This is a genomic window from Pseudomonas sp. GW460-LB5 (assembly GCF_059423245.1).
The window spans coordinates 19,148-37,480 of the sequence record NZ_JBWKXT010000023.1; the positions used below are offsets into that span (position 1 = coordinate 19,148).

Sequence of the window (18,333 nt, forward strand, 5' to 3'; positions counted from 1 at the left end):
TCCTTTTCTCGGGAGGTAGAATGTCCGGCATTATTTGGGGGAAGGTAGCCTGATGACGTTGAGCGATGCCATTTTGATCGTGCTGTTGGCCGACCGGATTCATGATACCGATGCTGCCATTCGATCAGCAGCCAAGCGATGTGCGAAACAGCTGCCACGCAGTCAGCGCGATATGTTGTTCAAGATCGGCAACAGTGCTGCACCTCGTGAACTAGTAGGCCATCTTTGCCAGTTCTTGCCGGACTGATTAGTCACGTAGATATGTGCACATCTTGAGACATGAAAAGTTAGCTGAATAGCGAATTAACGCTCGGCTAGTACTTTTGCTTCAGGTAATATCGCTGCACATGCCCCAATCCTAGGAAAGATTTCACATGTCCAAACTTGCCGAATTCAAAGCGCTGGAAGCTCAACTGGCCGCTCAACTTCAACAACTGGACGCGATGAAAAACGATTCCGGCCTGAAGCAGGAAATCGAGTTCGAACAAAAGCTCAAGGCCTTGCTGGATGAGTACGGCATGAACCTGCGCCAGGTCATCACCATTCTTGACCCGTCCAAAGGCGTGAGCGTGACTACTTCCAGCGCCTCCACTGGCGCTCAGCGCAAGCCGCGTGAAGTTAAACGCTACAAGCACCCGCACAGCGGCGAGATCGTCGAAACCAAGGGCGGCAACCACAAAATCCTCAAGCAGTGGAAGCAGGAGCACGGCTCGGATGTCGTCGAGAGTTGGCTGCAGTAATCGCTTGCTCAATTGCAGCGGCCGATGCTCGCGTTGCAGGTAAAACAAAGGCCCCGGTTGGGGCCTTTCTGTTGAAGGTGAAAAGTCACGCCGTGAGCCGTTCCGCTGCCTCGGTAGCCTGATCTGGCAGCAGCGCCAACAGGTACTCGGACGCCTCTCGCGCCTGACCGCTGGCGCGGAAGATGGCCCGCTTGTCTTCCTTGAGAATTTTCAACCAGTATGCCAAGTATTCCTCATGGCGCAACTCGCCCTGGGTGCCGGTGAGGGCGCAGAGAAACGCTGCGCCCATCTCCGCGACTAACTCCTCGAAGGCGTACGCCGCAGAGCCGAATCCATGCCCGCCAGTGATGCCTTCCCGGTTGAGGCGGGCGTGGTGACCCGACCAGTGCGTCAGCTCGTGTAGGGCGGTCGCGTAGTAGCTGCCGACGTCCACGAATTGGGCTTTGGTAGGTAGTTGGATGAGATCCCGTATTGGTAGATAAAGCGCGTCATCCCCATAGCGGTGTTCGATGCTTGCGCCGCTGGCGATCAGCAGTTGCTCGGCAGGGGCATGATCGATGAACGCTGTCGAATCCATGCTCTGATTCCGTGGCTGCTCTTCGTTGGGTAGTCCCTCGGTCTGCTCAATGTTGAACAGGCAATGCGTCCGTAGCAGTGCGAACTGCACCATCTTGACGTTACCTTGCTCATCACGGACGACCTGACCGTCTTCGTCGTGTGCTTCCTTGCTCATAGGTTTGTACAGCACCGCGAGGGTCGATTGTTCACCCTTGCGCACATGCCCACCGGCTTTCCGCGCCTGGTTGTAGGTGAGCCAGCGATCCTGGCGGTACCCGCGCAGACGCGCTTCGGCCCACAGCAGTGGAATGTTGATGCCGGCGTAGGGTCGCCGGGTGATCGCGTTAATGGGGAAAGGTGCGTCAGCACTTGAGCCCGAAGTGGTCCAGGGTTTGATCCAGGGGATGACCCCTTGGCTCAGGGCACTGACAATCTTGTTGGTGACGTCCAGGTAGATATCGGACATGACGTTCTCCAGTCAAAGAAGGGGAACGCTGCCCGGCCGGGAAGGGTTCCCGGTGGGGTAGTCAGGCAGTAGCGGTGATGCATGGTTAGAGGGCGGCGATATCTACTACGATCTCGCCGGGTAGCCGGATGAGCAGAAAAGCCGGGCCCCTGTGTGGCGTGATGCGAGCCAGCTGAAGCTGCGGCAGGTGAGCAGATACTGAAGTGCCGTTGTGCCGCAAGCGGTCGAGTTGCAGCTCGATGGGGCAGTGTGAAGGACGCGGTGCCGAAGTCAGCACGCTGTTGAGCAGGTCCGCCAAGCGCAGGCCTGACTGTCCAATCGGTTCCTCGCCTGTGGCAGGTTCAATGAACTGCTGCCAAACGCCTGGGCTCAGCACCACCGCATCGGAAAAGCGCTTCATCCTGGACATTGGGACCTCCGCGTAGCTGATCCCGCGACACCTCATGTGAGGTTCGTGCGTGGACCTGCTCAATCTGAACAAGGCACTGAGCAGGGTGCGTCCATCTATTAAACCGCGCTTGGACGTGAGGTCAATCTCCGATCTACACCTCACATGGATGGCTCTATCCAGGGAGTTCCAGCGAAGACTTCCGTCCTTGGACACCTGACAAACGGCGATCTTCAAGCGACTGAAGATGGATGCGAGAGGCGCCCAGAGAGGCCCGGTTAAGGTGCCGCTCTGGGTACGCGTGGAGATCGATTCGGCGTTTAAGATTTGCCTGCCGGATCAACCTCGGCGGCCAGGTACAGGTGGGTGGAGGTGGCCTCTACCACCAACGATCCTGCAGTGCCGCGAAGGCTGGCGAGGACAGGATCATCGATGTCGAAGTACTCGGCAAAATCATCGCCGCCGAATTCTTCGCGGGCGCGATTCCACCAGGTATCGAAGTCGTCGACGTAGGGGTTGCAGCCAGTGGCATAGGCCACGCGTTTGCGGCCGCCACCGTCCGGTTTGCTTTCGCCAATCTCGGACATGAGGTAAACACCGTGGTCCTTGACCAGTATCAATCTGCAACCATTGATACCGGCCTCGGCCAACACGGCGTGAAGTTCAGTGCCTGTGAAACGCAGCATGATGAGATCCTCCAAAGAGTGCGGAGGAACGCCACCCTGTGTGGGAGAGTTCCCAGCACTGGAATGGATGTGAGTAGGGTGCAACGAAGACGCTGGTTCAGCGAACCCAGGGGATTAGAAAGCGTTCATCACCGGGGAGCGGTGACCATGCGAGCTGCCGAACGCGAATCGCATTTTGGGGTAACCATCACATCGTGACGTAGCCTCAAAGGTTATGGCTACCTGGGGTGCTGGAAAACCAGCGATTGCATAATTGGTTTACCAAGCGACCGATGTAGCGTCAATGGCGCTTTTCGGTGGATGCAATGTCCCCTATCCAATGAGCGCCACCGGCGATAACCCGCGTATTCCAAGTGATCAACGGTCATGGAATTTAGCGACGGAGGAGTAAGCTAGAGCTTGGATCCAAATTGGCGGTAGCGGCTTGGCCGCGATCGCAGTGACGGGTATAGGAGGCAACCAAATGTCGACTCCAGCTTCTGCCAGGTCCCGCCGGACCGGTCTCGGCAGGTTTCTCATTCGCACTGCGGCTGGTGCTGGTCGAATGATGCAGCGGCTCGAAACGAAAGTGCTGCACTCCAGCATATTGGCTTCAGTACCTTGCAAGTATCGGCGATTTGGCTTGCAGATTGTCAAATTGCTCCTCGTCCTTGCGGTTGCGTCAGTTGCACTGTTCCTGGCGATCGGCTTGTTGGCTCTCTGGGCCATGGCGGCACTGCCCATTACGGCATCCGGTGATGAGGAACCTGGTGTGCATCAGGTCAGTCACCCTCAACATCAACACAAGTATCCAGAGCTGTATGACGAGTACGGGTCGCTCAAGTAGAGTCTTATTTGAGTTTCTGGACACCTGCCATTAGCTGTGTGGAGCCTCTTCCTGCTTGTGTCTGAGCGGCCTCCGTTCCTCGAGTAAGAAGAGTCTGGATAGCACTTCCCACGTTATACCCCGCCCAACTCATTGCGCCGATAAAGATCATCGGTAGCAAAACAAACATTGCGCCCATGACGTACTCGATCACCTGAGCGGTGACTGTCCCATCCATGAATCCTGCTGTCGGTAACGACAACAGTGCCTGGTCTGTGGCCGACACCTGGTTGTACAGCGTTTCCAGCATGCTCGAGTCGATCCAGCGCGCGAGCTCCCACCAGAACGTCAGCATGTGCAGGGTGAACAGCGCGAATGTGATCGTCATGAGCGCCTTGAGCTGGTACGTGCTAATCAGCAGCACCAGCGGTAGGCTAATGATGGTGCCCATGATCAGAAAGGCCTGGACCATCGGCAAGGCCGCGCGTAGCGCATTCATTGCCGGGAAGTTGCTGAACGAGCCCAGCGCAAGGCCGGTGTTGGTGGCCAGGTTGTTCAGCCCTTGCGTCAACGAGCCGCCCCGGGCACTGCTGCCATAGTCCTGGAACACCTGCCCAGGCGCCATGCTCAATGACTGCTGCCGTGGGCTCACCAGTTCGCGCAGGGTGGCGTCTTCGACCTCCGTAGCGGTGCGCCCGGTCAGCCAGCCCCTGAGTTGCGACAGCAGTGAAGGATTGACCTCGGCTACCAAGCGATCGCGCAGTCCGATCGCGCCGTCGCTCCACCATTGCTTGCAGGTAGGGTAGCCAGCGCCGTTGTCGAGCTGAGGAAGGGAGGTGTCCCGGGTCTCGTCGTACGGCCAATCGACCCTGGGTACTCGCGAGCGATCGGTATCGTAGTAACCCGGTGTGTTGAGCAGGTAGGTCGAGCCAATCCAGGACGCGTCGTAGCTCTGCGATTCATCCAGCTCGGGACGATTGGTAAATAGTCGCGAGCGCGAAAAGCCGTAGCAGTCTCGAGTAAAGTCGGCGACCTCCTGTAGCAGCACCTGGTCGTTGATCCTCGAGCTGTCGATCTCCATGCGCATTGCCCGGATGTCGGGCGCGCAGGGAATCGCCGCAGTCGCTGCCGCGGTGATGCCTTTGCTCATGGCATGCACGAGAAACCACCACACCGGCACGTTTGCTGACTTCTCGCCGATGGTATTAAAGGTTGCGCCCCAGGCCGTGTCGGCAGGCTTGGCCATGGACACCCCACAGCGCTGGCTCGCCGCATCGTCGAAAGTGACGGAGGATAGGTTGAGCGGAAAGAACGGCATGCAGCCAAACAGAATGACCACGTAGCTCATCCACAGCCGGTTCTCGACGCGAGGGATCGACAGCAGACCCTTGTTGCCTTCGTCAGCACCCTGTTGGCGGGCCGATAGCCATTCCTGCAGGATGACCGCACCGAATGGGGCGGCGAACAGCCCGGTGTCCACCAGCGTATTCCAGATGCCGTTGTTGATGATCCAGGCCAGCAGCGACAGGTAGTACTCAAGGTAGCTGTTGGTGCTCATGTTCATGGCCGCACCTCACACGCGAGATAGTTCGACCAGGATGATCGAGCTGAAGCCGATCAATCCCAGGCGCTTTAGTCTTTTCTGGTCCACAGGCGCTGACCGTATGCGCAACGCTGCGGTCCACCCGGCGATGATCAGTGTGTACAGCAGGGCGCGCCACCATACGAAGTAGGTGGCAGCCGTCCCCGCCGGATTGAGCCAATCCAGTTGGGTGGCGGGCAGTTGCAGCGCCATCCAGGCAATCAGCAACATGACCAGCATGAAGCCGAGAATCAGCAGCACGTGGACGATCAGGGATCTCATAGACAACGTGATCATGGCGTACTCCTTTCCTGTTCAGCCCGGCGCACTCGGTCCGGCACCGGGTCGCGCTGATCGATGCTGCGCGAGGCGTCGGCACCGCCGGCGTGGCGATCAAGAACCAGGCTGGCGGTATTGGTGGCCAGCGACTGGCGTACCTGTAGCTCGGTTTGCAGCAGGCGGATCTCCCGTTCCAGGGTTTCGACGTTGCTGTTGAGGGCTGTGGTGGCGGGCTGCGCCGATGCCACGTTCGGCTCATGGCTGCCGGCGAACAGCGTGCGTTGCAGCAGCATCGCCTTGTAGATCACGCTGGACAGTGCGGTCTCACTGGCCAGACGCCGGGACAGCAGGTTCTGATCAGGGTCATCGCGCAGCCCCTCAATGACGCCGCGCGAGACCTGCAGCAAGGGGCTGGAGACCTTGCTGAGGTTCTCTGGGGTAGGCTGGTCGGCGTCCGAGACCATGCGCTGCAGGCCTTCCAGGTGTTCCGTGTAGGTTTCTTGGATCAGCGGCGACAGGCCTGTACCTGCGGTTACACGCAGCGTCTCGCAGTCATCGCAGGTTTCCACCTCGGTTTCACCGAGCACTCGTGTCGCCCATTCCGAGGCCTCTTCGGGGCTCGACCAGGCTTGACAGATAGCGCCATTCTGGCAAGCCGACCCGACGGCCGAGGTGTCCTCGACGGCCCGGTTGTGCAGCAGGTTGTAGCCGGCCTTGACCACATCCGAAGTCACCCGGATGGGTTGCTGTCCGTTACCACCGGCTTTCTGCCCACCGACCCAACTGACGCCGTTGTTGCCGTTGTTCGACTCGGTATCCTTCACCGCCATGACGGCATCGCCGCCGGACTGCTCGAGGTTGTGCTGCATTTCCTGATTCTGAGCCAGCGCGCCCCAGCCAGCTTGATCGACTTTGTCGGCCATTTTCGCCGCCATCGCCTGGCAGGTGAGCTTGGAACGATCAAAGTCGATGCGCCCCTGCAGCACGCCATTGCTCAGCAGCTCATACAGCCCGGGATTGGCGCGCTGGATGATCATCGCCGGCAACGACATTACTGCCTGCGTGGCGCTCTGGATGACGTTGCCCATGATCTGCTGAAAGCCCTGGGTGGCGCCGTTGAGCTGGTTCTGCAGGGTGTTCGAGAGGTTCATGTTTCCGCACATCATGTTGGCGCGCCATGACATACCGACGCCAAGGCCATTGGGACGGTAAAGCGAGGAGGGCGCTCCCGCCGCCGAACCACCGCCTATGGTGTACATCACGCGGTCGTCCAGGACCGGGGCCTGGTCACCGAGGTGGTAGCCGTTCTCTGCGGCTAAGCTCGCGGCGCACACGAGGAAGCACACCAACCCGAGCGCGAGGTTTTTCATCATTGGCCTCCATCAAAGTCGATGCTGAACAGAAACGTCTGGCCCATACGCTGGCAGCAGCGGTAGGGCCGCCACAGCGACCAGGCATAGGCACCGTCGGAGCTCTGGATCGTTGGGGTGGGGAAGATGGCGCAGGTGTTCTGGATGACCGGGACCAGCAACTGCCAGCGGTGATTGTTGACGTTGTTCTCCAACACCGGCCGCGGCGGCCAATAGCCAGGAGCCGGCATCGGCTGCAGCGGTAGATAGACATGCGGCTGGCCGACGCGGGTGATGAAGTCGCTGGCGCGCTGGGCCATCACGGCAGCCGCCTTGAAGTCATCTGGCTGCACCAGAAAACCGTGGCGCGGATACACGCTGCCCCACATGTCCCCGAGAGCCTGGTTGCCGATCTCGCGCATCCCCGGGACCATTGCCTGTGGGTAGGCGGACTCGGGGATCGCCTGGCGCCACGCCAGCGGGTCGAGCGTGCTGAGGTAGTAGGGCGCAAACGGCACGGCTCCGCTTGGGCACGCATAACCGAATGCATGCGCGAGAGCTGTGAGGGCTGCCCCGCCGGGATGGCCAATGCCGTCGACATTTTTGAAGCGGGGCAGGTTGTCGCGCTGCGGCGAGGGCGTAATCAGGTTGCCACCCCCTTGTGACGCCAGCGTCGGCGTCGACAGCGCCGACATCTCGCTCCAGGGATTGGCGCCGGTGTCGGCATAGCTCGATACCACCAGCTCGGGAATGAAGTGACGGATCTTCGGTGAGGTCCGCACCGTGCAGCCGAACGGTGTGCACAGCAGCCAGTAGCAGATTCCTACGACCCGATACTCCAGACACTGCAGCGAAGTGACGGAGGCTATGAGGGTTGGCGTAGTCAATGCCAGACACTGCTCGGCGGCCACCAGCAGAGCAGCCGCGGTGAAGGCACTGCCACGGCGAGCCTTTCTGGGTTTCGGCGCTTTGCTTCGGGTGAAGGCGGTGAGGTTCATGGGCAACGCTCGGCAGGTGGCAGCGGTGTGCATCCGTGCGCCAAGTTTCAGCATCCCGGATCCGGTGCTGGAGGAGGGCGGACAAACCGAGTCCGGGGTGATCGGTTTCGTCGGGCGCTCGATTTAGCGGCGCGAGATGAGGAAACTGCCAGGGGGGTACAAATGTGCTCTTTCCGATTTTTACTAAGCAGAAGGGCTCGGATAGCCCTGACGGTGTCGTTCACGAGATGCCGCGCAGGCGATCAATCTCCGCCGCGACCTGCAGGGCGGCTTCCAGCTCGGACTGCTGGTGCTCTTCCATCAATCGCCAGCGCTGAGCTTTTTCCTCGGGCTCGGTCATGGCCAGGGCGAGGTAGAGGCTCGGCGGCACTGCGCGGAACAGCGTTTCCAGGTTCTTCGACAGGACCACGCCCTCGGTGTATTTGCCCGAGGCCTTACTCGCGGAGAGCAGCAAGGCTTTCTGTGCCGGCGTGAGCTTCTTGAAGCGAGCAATTTCCTCGATTTCCGCTGGCGGCATGTTCAAGCAGATCCACCACTCAATCATGTTGAGCATGGTCTGCGCCGCGTCGGGCAAGTCGGCCATGTTCTGCGTTGCCAGCCAGAACCAGGCGCCGAGCTTGCGCCACATCTTCGTGCCCTTGACCACAAAGGGGGCCAGCAGCGGATTCTTGGTGATGATGTGGCCTTCGTCGGTAACCATGATGATCGGTCGCCCCAGGTACTGATCGCGCTCGGCGATGTTGTTCACCGTGTTCATCAGGCTGATGTAGCTGATCGACATCTGCGCCTCGTAACCCTCACGGGCGTACGTGGCGAGGTCGACGATCGTCACGTCGCTCTCCGGCCAGGGTGTGCCGGGCCGGTCGAACAAGGCACCTTCGAAACCTTGGCAGAACAGGTCGATGGACTCGGCCATCTCCTGCGCGCGCTCGCGGCGTTTGTCGGGCAGATGGGTGTCGCTGGCGACCTTACGCAGGGCATCGCGGACATGCCGGGTCAGCACCTGTTGCTCAGTCGCCGCGCAGTGTCGGGCGGCATCGAGGATGCATTCGCGGACCAGACTGCGGTCTGCTCGGGTCAGGCGCGCTTCTTCCTTGGCTTCGCCGCCGGTGATCATCAGCCGCGCGGTGATCTCCAGCTCGCCCAGCACATCGCGCTGCTCGTCACTGTCCGGCGCGGCCTCATCCAGGTCTTCGGTCGACAAGCTGGCGACTTGGTCCGGATGTTCGATCAGGCGCCGGGCATGTGCGAACGGCGCCAGGCTCACATCACTGCCTGGTTTGAGCTGAACCTTGTTGACGGTTAACCCGAGGGTGGCGAAATAGTCGCCCTGCAGGCCAAAGGAGTTTCCGGCTTCGACGATGAACAGCCGCGGCCGGTAAACGGCCATGACTTGCATCAGGATTGAAACCAGAGTGGCCGACTTGCCGGCACCGGTCGGGCCAAACAGCAGCAGGTGACCATTCATTGAGCGATCGAAGCGTGATAGCGGGTCGAATGACAGCGGCGCACCGCCACGGTTGAAAAAAGTGATGCCCGGGTTGCCGGTGCCGATGCTACGTCCCCAGAGGGGCAGCAGGTTGGCGACGTGCTGAGCAAACAGCAGACGGGTGTACCAGTTGCGTGTGTCCCGCGCCGGGTTGTAGACCATCGGCAACCAGCGCAGATAGCTGTTGCACGCGGCCACTTCATCGCCCTCGCGCACCGGCTGCAGGCCGGCGCCGAGCAGGACGTTGGCAGCCTGGACCGAGCGCTGGCGCAACTGCTGTTCATCGGCGCCGCGCAAGTACAGCGCCAACGTGCCGCGGTACAGCTTGTGCTGACGACCAATCAGCGCGCGGGCTTCTTCCACGTCCTGACGGGTTTGGGTCGAAGCGAGGTTCTCGCCGATGGCTTTTCGCGCCAGGCGGTTGAGCTGCTCCTCGAGCACATCCTGGGGCGTGATCACCAAAGTCAGGCTCATGACCGCCTGTTCGGGCAATTGATCGAACAAGGCGTTCAAGGCCTCGCCCTTTCGCGTTTCGCCGGTCAGCTGGCCGATATGCGGTGGCCTGCGCAGCTTGTCGACCACCATCACGGCGTGGGGCTGCTGATCGAAGTACCACAGACCCTGCTCGCTGTCGGAGCGCGGCTCTTGGAAGAACAGCCGCTCGGCGAAATCGTGGTCGAACGGCAGCGGCAGCTCCTCGCCGTCATCCCCTTCCGGATAAAGCACACGCCGATAGAACGCGGCGGGGGATTCGTCGGTGAGGGCAGGAGCGGGGTTGAACCAACGCAGCAACCAGGCGTAGAAGTCGCGCCCGGCCAGTCGCCGAGGGCTGACCCCGCAGGCCTGCAATGAGGCCACCAAGCGATCGCAGGTCCGGCTCAACAGCTGGACTGGGTTCTGCCCATCCTCGTCGGCCTGGTCGCCGAGCCAGCGGTAGACCACCATGCGAATCCGCCGATTGCTGCCGCGCCACGGCAGGTGAGACACCACATGGTCGTCGAACAACCCGCCCGGCTTGCCGACGGCGTCGAGGTGGCGTTGCATCGACGTGAGGAAGGCCTCCGTGAACGGCGTACCTCGCGCGCGCGGCGCGATATAGCGATTCAGGCGTTCAAGGTACGGGGCGAAGTCACTGTCGTCCTGGCAGAAGAACTGCACCACCCAGGGCGCCTGGTCGAACTCGTCGAAGCTGTCCTGCAGCGCATCTTCCAGGGCGTCGCGTGCGGCCATCAGCCATTCGGGCTCGCGACCCTCCGTGCCGATCGGTTGCAGCTCGAATACGGCACCCACGGAACGGTTGTCATCGAGCATAAAGCACTGCTCATCTTCGAGGTATTCGACCCAGGGCAGGTAGTCGGCGAAGCTGGGGTTGTGCGCGTACTGGGCGGCTTCGTCGGCCAGGGTGGCGCGCCGGCGCTGTGCCGCGCGCCAGGGCTTCCAGCGGGACGGATCGCGACTGGCGTCATCAGCCATCACAGATCGTCCAGGCGCTCGCCGGGCAGCGCGTACTGGACCTTCTCGTACAACGGGAACACGGTCGAGTAGCCAGGCACCGGCGTTTGTTGGGTACCAGCCAGATGCGGGTAAACGTACATGACCAGGTCTGGATTGGGCAGGCGTGGGAACTGGGCACGGATCTCGTTGGCGGCGGTGCGCGTGTAGGCGCTCTGGGCGTTGATCAGGCGCTCGGGATCCAGCACCGGGCGACGCAGTTCGCCACGCGCCTCCTGTAGCTGTTGCTGGCTGCCCACCGAGCCACTGCCGTTCCAAATGTCCAACATGGTGTGATCGCCGTGGGGCAGCATTTCCTCCTTGCTGGTGGAGCAGCCGGCCAGATGCAGGCCGAGCAGCAAGCTAATCCAGATCCAGTACCGAGACGGATGGGCTTTCATGGTTCACTCTCCGGCCTTTGGGTTCGTAGTCGATGCTGATTTCGTGGTCCAGGTGCAGGGCCACTTTGGCCCCAGGCGGTACGTAGATCGCGGCGAAGGCTTCGCCGTAGAGCTTGTTGACCCATTCACGGATATCGCCAATGCCACCGCTGATCACCGAGTTCACCGCGCTGTTACCGCTGTTCTGGGACAGGCCCAGACTGCCGCTGGCCGAATTGATGAACGAGGTGTTGGTATGCTCGCTGCCCAAGGCCGCGGCGAAGCCGGCGCCGGCCGCAGTGATCAAGCTCTGGCTGCCCAGGTACTGCTGGGCGTTGGAGCGGCGTTCGCCGGAAATGCAGGGGATGCCGTAAGGGTCGGAGATGTAGCCCAGGCCGCCGCGGATCTTCTCGGTGTCCGAGGTCTGCGTACTGCTGCGATTACGGCTGACGACCTTCTGCGGCTGCGGCACCGTGCGGACAGTACCGTCGCTGAAGACGAAAGTGATCGACTCGACCTGGCCGCGCACGCAGGACAACGTCCAGTCACCGGCGGCGGTGCCGCTCATGACCGCGCCGACTACGTCCGGCAGGTCAATGCCGTTGGCGGTGAGGTTGTCCGGTCCCACCAGCACTTTGAACGGATAGGGATCGTTCACCGTGCCGTCCACCGGCACCCGGCCAATCAGGGCGGTCATCGCGATCGAGCCCATCAGCGTCGAATTCTCGGGGATGGTATAGACGGGGCGGGCACCTTCGGTACGGTCCTGGGCGCTCTCCAGGTCACGTTCGCCTTTGGCGACGGCACGCAAGCGGTCCTGGCCACGGTCGATTGCATTGTCGTCCAGACCCCGCAGATCCTTGAACTTTGAGGTCAACGACGACAGCGGTCCGTCGGCTTTGCCGGTATCCACTTGCCCGGCGCGTGCATTCGACGGTTCGATCCACTGCACCGCATCTGCCGGCGGTTGAGCTCCTGCGAATTGCTGCTCGTCGCCCGGTTCAAGACCGAAGCCTGCGGGAACATCTGACTTCGCGGCTGGCTTGCCCGTGAGCTGATCCTTGAGCCTGGAGAGCAGCCCCTGGGTCTCGCGGTGTTGCTGCTCAGCTCTCTGCCGAGCATCGTTGGCCTGCTGGCGCTGCTCAGTGACTTGTTGGGTGACGCTGCTCAGCGTGCTCTGGATGCGTGTGTCGATGTTGCCTTCGCGGGTACGCAGCCGGTTGTTCTCGGTTTGCAGGGCATCGTTGCCTTTCTTCAGCGTCTGCATCTCACTGCGCATCGCCTTGACCTGGCCGATCAACGTGGCCACGGTGTCGCGCGGAGTGTCGCCGGCGATGCCCAAGGCTTTGGCCTGTTCCGCGCTGAGTGAGGCGTTTTCCGGATCGTGAGTGGGCTGGCCATCTGGAACGGCCATCCAGGACTTGATGATGATCAGCACGATGCCCAGTAGGACTACGGGCACCAACCATTTCAGCAGGCCGTTAGCTTTCATGATCTACAGCCTCCGGTTTTGGCGGAGGCAACAGCAGCGCATGCTTCAAGTCACCGCCACGGGTGACGAGATACGCCACGGTAGTGTCTTCAGGCGTCCCGGCGAGACCGAGGTCGGCGTGCTGGAATGTCGCGGCGTACAGCGTGGCCTGCAGGTGTCGCGGGTCCAGCGCCACCTTGCCAGGACCGCGATTCACGATCTTCACCGCGGTCACCCAGTAGTCGCCCAGCCGCCAGGCCGCGAGGGCCTTGATCGAAACCCGTTCGGTGGGCAGCAAGGTGCTGAACGCGGTGGAGTCGCTCAGCGGCACCCGCCGCACACCGGGTAGCGGTGCCACGGTACGCAGGGGCGCATAAAGGTTCTGCGCCGCATAGCGGGTGAGCACCACCGGTACCGGGGTCTCTGCAAGTGACGTGTCCTTCGCAGCTTCCACGTCCGGTGCCTGAGCCTGGGCCACGATCTTGACCGGTTCCAGTGCCTCGCTGCCCTCGAGCGCCTCGATGTCGATCAGGATGATGTCGCCTGATTTCACCGACTGCAGTTGCAACCGGGTAGGGGGAAGGGTGTCAGCGGCGCGCAGATACACCGTACCGCCGACGGACTGCACACGCAGCTTTCCGGCGATCGCATTGGGCAGGCCGACGCGCACATCCTCATCCAGCATCAGGACGCGCTCCTGGCCCACCGTAAGTGGAACGGCCAGCGGCAGGCGATCCCAGTATTTGACCTCGACCGCACCGACTGCAGAACACCAGCCTGCGGCTATCGCCAGCATCATGATCAAGACACGCATCATCCTGCACCTCCAGGTAGCGTCAGCTTTTGCGGTGTGCCTTCGTAGCAGTCCAGGGCCAGGCCCCACTTGTTGTGCTCGGGGTCGACGTCGAAGCGCACCACACGCAGGGGATAGCGCACGACCACACGCTTCACCGGCTCGGCGGCGTAGTACTCGTCGGCATTGAGGTCAAGCTTGACCAGCCAGCTGTGCTTATCCAACTGCTTCACTCGCAGGTCGGGGTCGTCGCTGTAGCCGCGGCCCAGCACCTCGTATACGCCGCGCACCCGACCGCGCAGTTCGCCTGCAGCCTTGCGGTACTCGAAGTCACCGTCGAAGAAAGTCTTGCACGCCGGGGTAAGGTAGGGTTGCAGGGCAAAGATGGCGCGGTGATAGTCGACTTCGCCGTCGGTGGGCCAGCGGTTGAGCTGGCCGAAGATGTACAGCGCGAAGGCATAGATGTTTTCCGGGGGTACATCCCACCATTTGCGTGTGCTGCCGGAGCGCAGGTCGGGCGGCACGTGAATGGTCAGCTCGGAGGGCGAGGACTGCCAGCCGTACCACAGCCCGCAGCACAGCAGTGCCAGGATCGAAACGGCCAGACGCAGGCTGAAGATATGCGCCTGCTGCGCATCCACCTTGTTGCGGAAGCGGCTCATGGCGTCGACCTCGCATGTCGACGCGTGCGGCGCACTGTCCAAGGCCCCGAGTGCAGGATCAAGTGATGAGTGCCGACACCCCAGTGCACTGCCAGGTGCCACTGTAGGCGTCGGTATAGCCAGGTTTCGGGGCGGGCGCGTTTGAGCCTTCGCATCAACTTGCCGCCGCCCAGCAACACCAGCGCCATGCAGATGAACATGCAAGTGGGGAGGGTGGCGATGGAGGCGGTGGCCACCGCCAGCGGTGCACCGAGAATTGCACCCAGCCCGGCACCGACAACTAGGGCGACCCACATCTCGTCGTTGGTGAGCCCACGGAGAACGGCCGGGTCACGATTGAGGCGCTCCGGGAGGAAGGTCAGAGTGCCGTCAGGCAGGGTGGCAGGGACGTCGGACATGGTGACCTCACAGGATCGTCGCGGCTTTGGTGAGGAACCACAGGATCACCACCACCAGCAGCGCGCCAACGCCGACCACCGCGCCGAGATCCTTCCAGGTCTTACGCTGGTTCTGCACGTCGGCGTAGACGGTGAGCGAATGCCAGGCCACGCCGAGGAAGGCGAGGGTGGCAATCAACAGACCGAGCAGGATGCCGCCGTCGTAGGCGTAGTTCTTGATGGTGTCGATCAGCCCCGAGCCTTCGCCACGAGACGGTGCTTCCATGGTCGGTAGGTCAGCCCAGGCGAACGTCGAGCTCAGCAGCGCCAGGCCACAGAACAGTACTTGCGTAGAGGATCCCCGCAACAAGGCGAGCGGGCGATGGCAACGAGGGGAGAGATTCATAGCAAGATCTCCTGATTACGACAGCATGAAAAACATCAACACGATCAGGGCGAGGGCCAGGCGCAGCGTGCTGCCGCCGAGCGCACCGAAATTGAGGTTGCCGGCCGCCCAACCGCGATAGCCGGTCCACAGGGCCCAGGTGCACCAGAGCAAGGCGAGCACCAGCACTGATGAGCGCCACAGCACTGAGCTGAGCTGCGGGGTGAACCCGGCCACGACCGAGAACGCGTTGAGTTGGGCGTCAGTCATGCTCATCGGATGCCTTCGCGAGGGGCGCTTCAGTGCGGTAATCACCGGTCAGATCGACCAAGTCAGCCGGCTGCGAGCGGGAGGGCGAAAGGTATTTGTGGATGCCTTGACGCATACGCTCGAGGTCCGCAGCGAACCTTGCATAATCAAAGCGGTAGCGAGCTCCTGCGGCGTCGATTGAGCTGCTACTTGCGCGGTGGGCCAACTGTTCGATGTAGAAAATCTGCCGCTCCACCAGTTTCAGGTCCGAGCGCTCGCGAATGTCAGCAGCAGCGGAAAGCGATACTAGGTAGGCAAGCAGCAGCAGGTAGGAAAAAATAGTCATGGCGAAATCCAGCGAGGAGTCTTTCTTTCACCTTAATGGCACAATCTGGCTTTGGCATGAGTTAAAAGGATGTGCAGATAATCGCTTATGTACGAGAGACTCTGATCTGCATTTTTTATGGTATCGATCTCAAAATTTGTTAGAAAAGATCGATTCAAAGATCGGTCTAGCTCCTGATTTGTTTCAAGCGAGTGCGCAGCATCAATAATTCAATATTTGGCGAATTCAGGGTAGGAGAAAAGCTGGCCGCTTCTCGCTTTTTCAATCCAGTGTAGAGAGGTGTCAAGGGTGTGTTTTCTAATAATGGTCTCAGCGAGATCCTTGTGGCCTAGGGCAAATAGAGAAATAAGGATGTTGGAGGCTGCGTTTGTTTTGTTGTGTATATGCATAAAGCTATCTCTAACTGCGGCAGGTCCACATTTGAATTCATGAGCTATTTCTTTGGATGCTAGCTCATATGCTGTGTCGTAGTACTCCGTGTATGTTTTATCGCGTGCGAAATAATATAGCGCATGTAGTCCTGCCAGAAAGTCGGGGGTCATTAGTTTTTCAAATTTGCTCCAGGTGGCCTGTTGTGATTCGGCTTGTTTTTTTATGTCATCAATAATGGATTCTTTTCTTTCCCAGTAGTCGATGCCGAGGCTTGGTTTTGATTCTTCTTCAGTATCACTATTTTGACTTGTCCAGTTTTCAAAGAAACTTAAGATTTGGTCTTCGGAAATTCCTTTGATTGGTAGTGGTGCGCCGATCAGGTATGATAAGAAGTAGTGATTTTTAATTTTATCAATGGCTTTTGTAAGGTCTCGGCTTCCGAGGTTGTATGTCTTCATCAGTTCTTTTTTTGTAACGGTGAACTGAGGGTGAGACCACTCGGACTTTGGAGGTAGAGCACGAGCTAACTCATAAATTTTTGGGCGAGACAGTTTGCTTGTAAAGGTCCCTTGTTGGTACTCCTGTTTAAGCCAGAGGTTGAGAGAGTGAAGGGTGTCGAGGTTTTTTTCTAGCTCGCCAAATTTATTTTTTAGAAGGAAGAAATTTATTAGCGCAATTTCAGTTAGGTGCTTTTGGCTTTCGTTGCTCACAGGGTAGCGGAATGTTTGGCCTGTGGCATCTACCGCTGCGATGTCAGATATTGTTGAGTTGATCGATTTGTTGACTTCGATATAGCGCTCGTCAAGAAGCTCCGATTGAGATTTAAAGAAGTTCCAAATATTTCCAATGTCGTGAGATCCTGATAGGTCGAAAACGAAAGGCTGGCTTTGGATTTCAGCTATGTCAGCCAACTCTTGGATTGCACCCTTAAGTCTAAGTTCGACGGAGTGGCGCATGTTGAAACAAACTGGGTATACAAGGTCGTCCACTGGTAAATCTAACCCGCGGCCCGCCAGGACTTGCTCAATCAAAATATTAGCGGCAGCAGAGAAGCCTTTGGAATACTCTATATATCCAGGGTTGCCATTATTTCCGACGCAGGCATTTGCCCAAGAGGGGTCCGCGCCGCTAAAAGTAGCGTTATTAGATGTTGTCATTGTTAATGCTCTATCAGTTGATGGAGGCGAGTTGCGGGTGTGGCGCATGCTCATTTGTCTAACTAAGGTGGTTAGTGTGTAGTGGCGGAATTTTGTTGTCGATGACGTCTGCATACATTGTTTGTGTTTCGCCAGTTTGGTTGCATGAAAACTGGCGGGTACCAATGTTGCGTCATGCGCGCTCTGTAATCGCAGCGAGTTGTAAAGCAAATTCGTAAATTTCGCTGGTTACGGACTTCAAGTGGTGGTTGGTGTCGTAGGCTATCCAGTTTGTAGAACTGCCGACAATTTTCCCAAGGCTGCATTGCATGATCTTGTTGTCGCCCCAGCTGAATTCGGGTTGACGGTAGTGAATTGAGTTAACAATTATCTTTGAGAGTTTCTGGCTTTGGGCATAGCCATCCTCACCTTTTACGGAGTGGCCGCGAGCAACGAAGTAAGCATTGTTTACCGTGTATCTTATCTTGACGTTCATGTTTGGGGCGATGTTGTCTGAAGCCCTTGGGTTTCTTACGCCGTAATCGCCGAAGTAAAGTTTTGCAGTGGGGTTCGCAGAAAGAAAGCCTTTCCAAGCAATCATTTCTTTTCGTTGCACCAAGCCAGTCGAGTCGCGGTCCTTTACGGCTTTCTCAATAGAGTCAGGGATGGAGCTCCCGCTCATGATTATGTCCTGGAATCCCAAAGTCTTCATCTGGCCATACGCAGTCTCAAGGAGCTCCATGACTTCCTGAATAGAAAATTTGGTAACATCGCCCATGTCAATAAGGACGGGTGTGGTTGATTCGATCAGTCCAGTACTGGCAATCATGTCCTCAATAACTTCTGCTAAGTGGTCTGGGTCTCCAAGATCTTCGATGGCCAAGCTGTCCAAACGAATACAAAAGAATGAACGATCAGGCAAAGTCATGGAGGTAATCGTTTCTCGATATTCGACTACCTCCCATCGGTCATAGCCGATTATAGGACAAACCAATACACCCAATTCGTTCAGTCGATTGCAGATGAAGCTCAGTACCTGCTCCCCACCCTCCGTTGTGAAATCAAGAGGCCATTGAGAAACGTCAACAATTACGTGCTTGCCTCTGAATATCTGCGCAATTTTATGCGCACGTTCATCAAGGTATTTTTCGAAAGGGGTATCGCTCCTCTTTCTGGCCGTCTCGAGAGCTTTTCCGTCTAGCTTTGTTATCTCGAAAATTGGTGTGCAGCGAGCCAGCGATGCTTTATCCAGCTTGCTCAGAAATGTTAAGGCTTCCAGCTCACCGGATTTGGCTCGAATGATAGGAAAATACTGGGTGTTCATATTTAAC

22 protein-coding genes are annotated in these 18,333 nt (G+C 59.0%); 4 read left to right on the forward strand and 18 right to left on the reverse strand.

Annotated features, from left to right (window positions below):
- The first annotated feature begins 52 nt into the window (after positions 1–52).
- Positions 53–247: a DUF7740 domain-containing protein gene (locus AC07XM_RS15455; RefSeq protein WP_102690005.1), complete on the forward strand. Its 195-nt coding sequence runs from the start codon at positions 53–55 to the stop codon at positions 245–247.
- 127 nt (positions 248–374) lie between these two features.
- Complete coding sequence (locus AC07XM_RS15460; protein ID WP_102690004.1) at positions 375–740, forward strand: histone-like nucleoid-structuring protein, MvaT/MvaU family; 366 nt, start codon at positions 375–377, stop codon at positions 738–740.
- Positions 741–825: 85 nt separating this feature from the next.
- Here the strand turns inward: AC07XM_RS15460 and AC07XM_RS15465 are convergent, their stop codons facing one another.
- The 3 genes from AC07XM_RS15465 to AC07XM_RS15475 form a co-directional block, all read right to left on the reverse strand.
- Entirely contained in the window at positions 826–1,764 is a 939-nt protein-coding gene (locus AC07XM_RS15465) for an ArdC family protein (protein WP_102690003.1), read from the reverse strand.
- 85 nt (positions 1,765–1,849) lie between these two features.
- Positions 1,850–2,164, reverse strand: a complete 315-nt coding sequence (locus AC07XM_RS15470; RefSeq protein ID WP_102690011.1) for a hypothetical protein — start codon at positions 2,162–2,164, stop codon at positions 1,850–1,852.
- A 308-nt stretch (positions 2,165–2,472) separates the two neighbouring features.
- Positions 2,473–2,838, reverse strand: a complete 366-nt coding sequence (locus AC07XM_RS15475; RefSeq protein ID WP_102690002.1) for a DUF3085 domain-containing protein — start codon at positions 2,836–2,838, stop codon at positions 2,473–2,475.
- Positions 2,839–3,382: 544 nt separating this feature from the next.
- On the opposite strand from AC07XM_RS15475, the gene AC07XM_RS15480 reads away from it, so the two are divergent.
- On the forward strand, positions 3,383–3,664 hold the full coding sequence (locus tag AC07XM_RS15480; protein WP_256596974.1) for a hypothetical protein: 282 nt from the start codon (positions 3,383–3,385) through the stop codon (positions 3,662–3,664).
- Between the two features lie 4 nt (positions 3,665–3,668).
- Here AC07XM_RS15480 and AC07XM_RS15485 read toward each other — a convergent pair whose 3' ends face one another.
- The 4 genes from AC07XM_RS15485 to AC07XM_RS15500 are packed head-to-tail and all read right to left on the reverse strand — an operon-like array spanning position 3,669 to position 7,851.
- A complete protein-coding gene (locus tag AC07XM_RS15485; RefSeq protein ID WP_102690000.1) occupies positions 3,669–5,207 on the reverse strand; it encodes a conjugal transfer protein TraG N-terminal domain-containing protein in 1,539 nt (512 codons plus the stop codon).
- A 9-nt stretch (positions 5,208–5,216) separates the two neighbouring features.
- Positions 5,217–5,522 (reverse strand): hypothetical protein, encoded by a 306-nt coding sequence (locus AC07XM_RS15490; RefSeq protein ID WP_102689999.1) that lies wholly within the window; start codon positions 5,520–5,522, stop codon positions 5,217–5,219.
- Positions 5,519–6,874, reverse strand: a complete 1,356-nt coding sequence (locus AC07XM_RS15495) for an integrating conjugative element protein (RefSeq protein WP_102689998.1) — start codon at positions 6,872–6,874, stop codon at positions 5,519–5,521. The genes AC07XM_RS15490 and AC07XM_RS15495 overlap by 4 nt, the downstream gene beginning before the upstream one ends.
- On the reverse strand, positions 6,874–7,851 hold the full coding sequence (locus AC07XM_RS15500) for a TIGR03756 family integrating conjugative element protein (protein ID WP_102689997.1): 978 nt from the start codon (positions 7,849–7,851) through the stop codon (positions 6,874–6,876). Before AC07XM_RS15500 ends, AC07XM_RS15495 begins: the two co-directional genes overlap by 1 nt.
- Here AC07XM_RS15500 and AC07XM_RS15505 point away from each other — a divergent pair.
- Positions 7,850–7,978 (forward strand): hypothetical protein, encoded by a 129-nt coding sequence (locus AC07XM_RS15505; RefSeq protein ID WP_256127447.1) that lies wholly within the window; start codon positions 7,850–7,852, stop codon positions 7,976–7,978. The genes AC07XM_RS15500 and AC07XM_RS15505 overlap by 2 nt on opposite strands.
- Positions 7,979–8,071: 93 nt before the next feature.
- Here the strand turns inward: AC07XM_RS15505 and AC07XM_RS15510 are convergent, their stop codons facing one another.
- The 11 genes from AC07XM_RS15510 to AC07XM_RS15560 form a co-directional block, all read right to left on the reverse strand.
- A complete protein-coding gene (locus AC07XM_RS15510) occupies positions 8,072–10,813 on the reverse strand; it encodes a conjugative transfer ATPase (protein ID WP_102689996.1) in 2,742 nt (913 codons plus the stop codon).
- Complete coding sequence (locus AC07XM_RS15515; RefSeq protein ID WP_102689995.1) at positions 10,813–11,232, reverse strand: TIGR03751 family conjugal transfer lipoprotein; 420 nt, start codon at positions 11,230–11,232, stop codon at positions 10,813–10,815. Before AC07XM_RS15515 ends, AC07XM_RS15510 begins: the two co-directional genes overlap by 1 nt.
- Positions 11,195–12,703 carry a TIGR03752 family integrating conjugative element protein gene (locus AC07XM_RS15520; protein WP_102689994.1) on the reverse strand — a complete coding sequence of 503 codons (1,509 nt, stop codon included), beginning with the start codon at positions 12,701–12,703 and terminating at the stop codon, positions 11,195–11,197. Before AC07XM_RS15520 ends, AC07XM_RS15515 begins: the two co-directional genes overlap by 38 nt.
- The gene (locus AC07XM_RS15525; protein ID WP_207268628.1) at positions 12,693–13,499 is read right to left on the reverse strand and encodes a TIGR03749 family integrating conjugative element protein; all 807 of its coding nucleotides are present in this window, start codon (positions 13,497–13,499) and stop codon (positions 12,693–12,695) included. The genes AC07XM_RS15520 and AC07XM_RS15525 overlap by 11 nt, the downstream gene beginning before the upstream one ends.
- Positions 13,496–14,137 carry a PFL_4703 family integrating conjugative element protein gene (locus AC07XM_RS15530; RefSeq protein ID WP_064492718.1) on the reverse strand — a complete coding sequence of 214 codons (642 nt, stop codon included), beginning with the start codon at positions 14,135–14,137 and terminating at the stop codon, positions 13,496–13,498. Before AC07XM_RS15530 ends, AC07XM_RS15525 begins: the two co-directional genes overlap by 4 nt.
- Positions 14,134–14,535: a TIGR03750 family conjugal transfer protein gene (locus AC07XM_RS15535; protein ID WP_102689201.1), complete on the reverse strand. Its 402-nt coding sequence runs from the start codon at positions 14,533–14,535 to the stop codon at positions 14,134–14,136. Before AC07XM_RS15535 ends, AC07XM_RS15530 begins: the two co-directional genes overlap by 4 nt.
- 7 nt (positions 14,536–14,542) lie before the next feature.
- Positions 14,543–14,920 carry a TIGR03745 family integrating conjugative element membrane protein gene (locus AC07XM_RS15540; protein ID WP_102689200.1) on the reverse strand — a complete coding sequence of 126 codons (378 nt, stop codon included), beginning with the start codon at positions 14,918–14,920 and terminating at the stop codon, positions 14,543–14,545.
- A 15-nt stretch (positions 14,921–14,935) separates the two neighbouring features.
- Entirely contained in the window at positions 14,936–15,175 is a 240-nt protein-coding gene (locus AC07XM_RS15545) for a TIGR03758 family integrating conjugative element protein (RefSeq protein ID WP_102689199.1), read from the reverse strand.
- Positions 15,162–15,494: an integrative conjugative element protein, RAQPRD family gene (locus tag AC07XM_RS15550; protein WP_102689198.1), complete on the reverse strand. Its 333-nt coding sequence runs from the start codon at positions 15,492–15,494 to the stop codon at positions 15,162–15,164. The genes AC07XM_RS15545 and AC07XM_RS15550 overlap by 14 nt, the downstream gene beginning before the upstream one ends.
- 209 nt (positions 15,495–15,703) lie before the next feature.
- Positions 15,704–17,071 carry a hypothetical protein gene (locus tag AC07XM_RS15555; RefSeq protein ID WP_207268629.1) on the reverse strand — a complete coding sequence of 456 codons (1,368 nt, stop codon included), beginning with the start codon at positions 17,069–17,071 and terminating at the stop codon, positions 15,704–15,706.
- Positions 17,072–17,195: 124 nt separating this feature from the next.
- Complete coding sequence (locus AC07XM_RS15560; RefSeq protein WP_102689196.1) at positions 17,196–18,326, reverse strand: beta family protein; 1,131 nt, start codon at positions 18,324–18,326, stop codon at positions 17,196–17,198.
- Positions 18,327–18,333 lie beyond the last annotated feature (7 nt).

Coding starts and splice junctions, on each gene's coding strand:
- AC07XM_RS15520 (WP_102689994.1), bottom strand. CDS start 12,703: ATGAAAGCTAACGGCCTGCTGAAATGGTTGGTGCCCGTAGTCCTACTG.
- AC07XM_RS15525 (WP_207268628.1), bottom strand. CDS start 13,499: ATGATGCGTGTCTTGATCATGATGCTGGCGATAGCCGCAGGCTGGTGT.
- AC07XM_RS15560 (WP_102689196.1), bottom strand. CDS start 18,326: ATGAACACCCAGTATTTTCCTATCATTCGAGCCAAATCCGGTGAGCTG.
- AC07XM_RS15455 (WP_102690005.1), top strand. CDS start 53: ATGACGTTGAGCGATGCCATTTTGATCGTGCTGTTGGCCGACCGGATT.
- AC07XM_RS15545 (WP_102689199.1), bottom strand. CDS start 15,175: ATGAGCATGACTGACGCCCAACTCAACGCGTTCTCGGTCGTGGCCGGG.
- AC07XM_RS15500 (WP_102689997.1), bottom strand. CDS start 7,851: ATGAACCTCACCGCCTTCACCCGAAGCAAAGCGCCGAAACCCAGAAAG.
- AC07XM_RS15470 (WP_102690011.1), bottom strand. CDS start 2,164: ATGAAGCGCTTTTCCGATGCGGTGGTGCTGAGCCCAGGCGTTTGGCAG.
- AC07XM_RS15535 (WP_102689201.1), bottom strand. CDS start 14,535: ATGTCCGACGTCCCTGCCACCCTGCCTGACGGCACTCTGACCTTCCTC.
- AC07XM_RS15530 (WP_064492718.1), bottom strand. CDS start 14,137: ATGAGCCGCTTCCGCAACAAGGTGGATGCGCAGCAGGCGCATATCTTC.
- AC07XM_RS15550 (WP_102689198.1), bottom strand. CDS start 15,494: ATGACTATTTTTTCCTACCTGCTGCTGCTTGCCTACCTAGTATCGCTT.
- AC07XM_RS15465 (WP_102690003.1), bottom strand. CDS start 1,764: ATGTCCGATATCTACCTGGACGTCACCAACAAGATTGTCAGTGCCCTG.
- AC07XM_RS15540 (WP_102689200.1), bottom strand. CDS start 14,920: ATGAATCTCTCCCCTCGTTGCCATCGCCCGCTCGCCTTGTTGCGGGGA.
- AC07XM_RS15505 (WP_256127447.1), top strand. CDS start 7,850: ATGGGCAACGCTCGGCAGGTGGCAGCGGTGTGCATCCGTGCGCCAAGT.
- AC07XM_RS15495 (WP_102689998.1), bottom strand. CDS start 6,874: ATGAAAAACCTCGCGCTCGGGTTGGTGTGCTTCCTCGTGTGCGCCGCG.
- AC07XM_RS15555 (WP_207268629.1), bottom strand. CDS start 17,071: ATGCGCCACACCCGCAACTCGCCTCCATCAACTGATAGAGCATTAACA.
- AC07XM_RS15485 (WP_102690000.1), bottom strand. CDS start 5,207: ATGAACATGAGCACCAACAGCTACCTTGAGTACTACCTGTCGCTGCTG.
- AC07XM_RS15460 (WP_102690004.1), top strand. CDS start 375: ATGTCCAAACTTGCCGAATTCAAAGCGCTGGAAGCTCAACTGGCCGCT.
- AC07XM_RS15515 (WP_102689995.1), bottom strand. CDS start 11,232: ATGAAAGCCCATCCGTCTCGGTACTGGATCTGGATTAGCTTGCTGCTC.
- AC07XM_RS15475 (WP_102690002.1), bottom strand. CDS start 2,838: ATGCTGCGTTTCACAGGCACTGAACTTCACGCCGTGTTGGCCGAGGCC.
- AC07XM_RS15480 (WP_256596974.1), top strand. CDS start 3,383: ATGATGCAGCGGCTCGAAACGAAAGTGCTGCACTCCAGCATATTGGCT.
- AC07XM_RS15510 (WP_102689996.1), bottom strand. CDS start 10,813: ATGGCTGATGACGCCAGTCGCGATCCGTCCCGCTGGAAGCCCTGGCGC.
- AC07XM_RS15490 (WP_102689999.1), bottom strand. CDS start 5,522: ATGATCACGTTGTCTATGAGATCCCTGATCGTCCACGTGCTGCTGATT.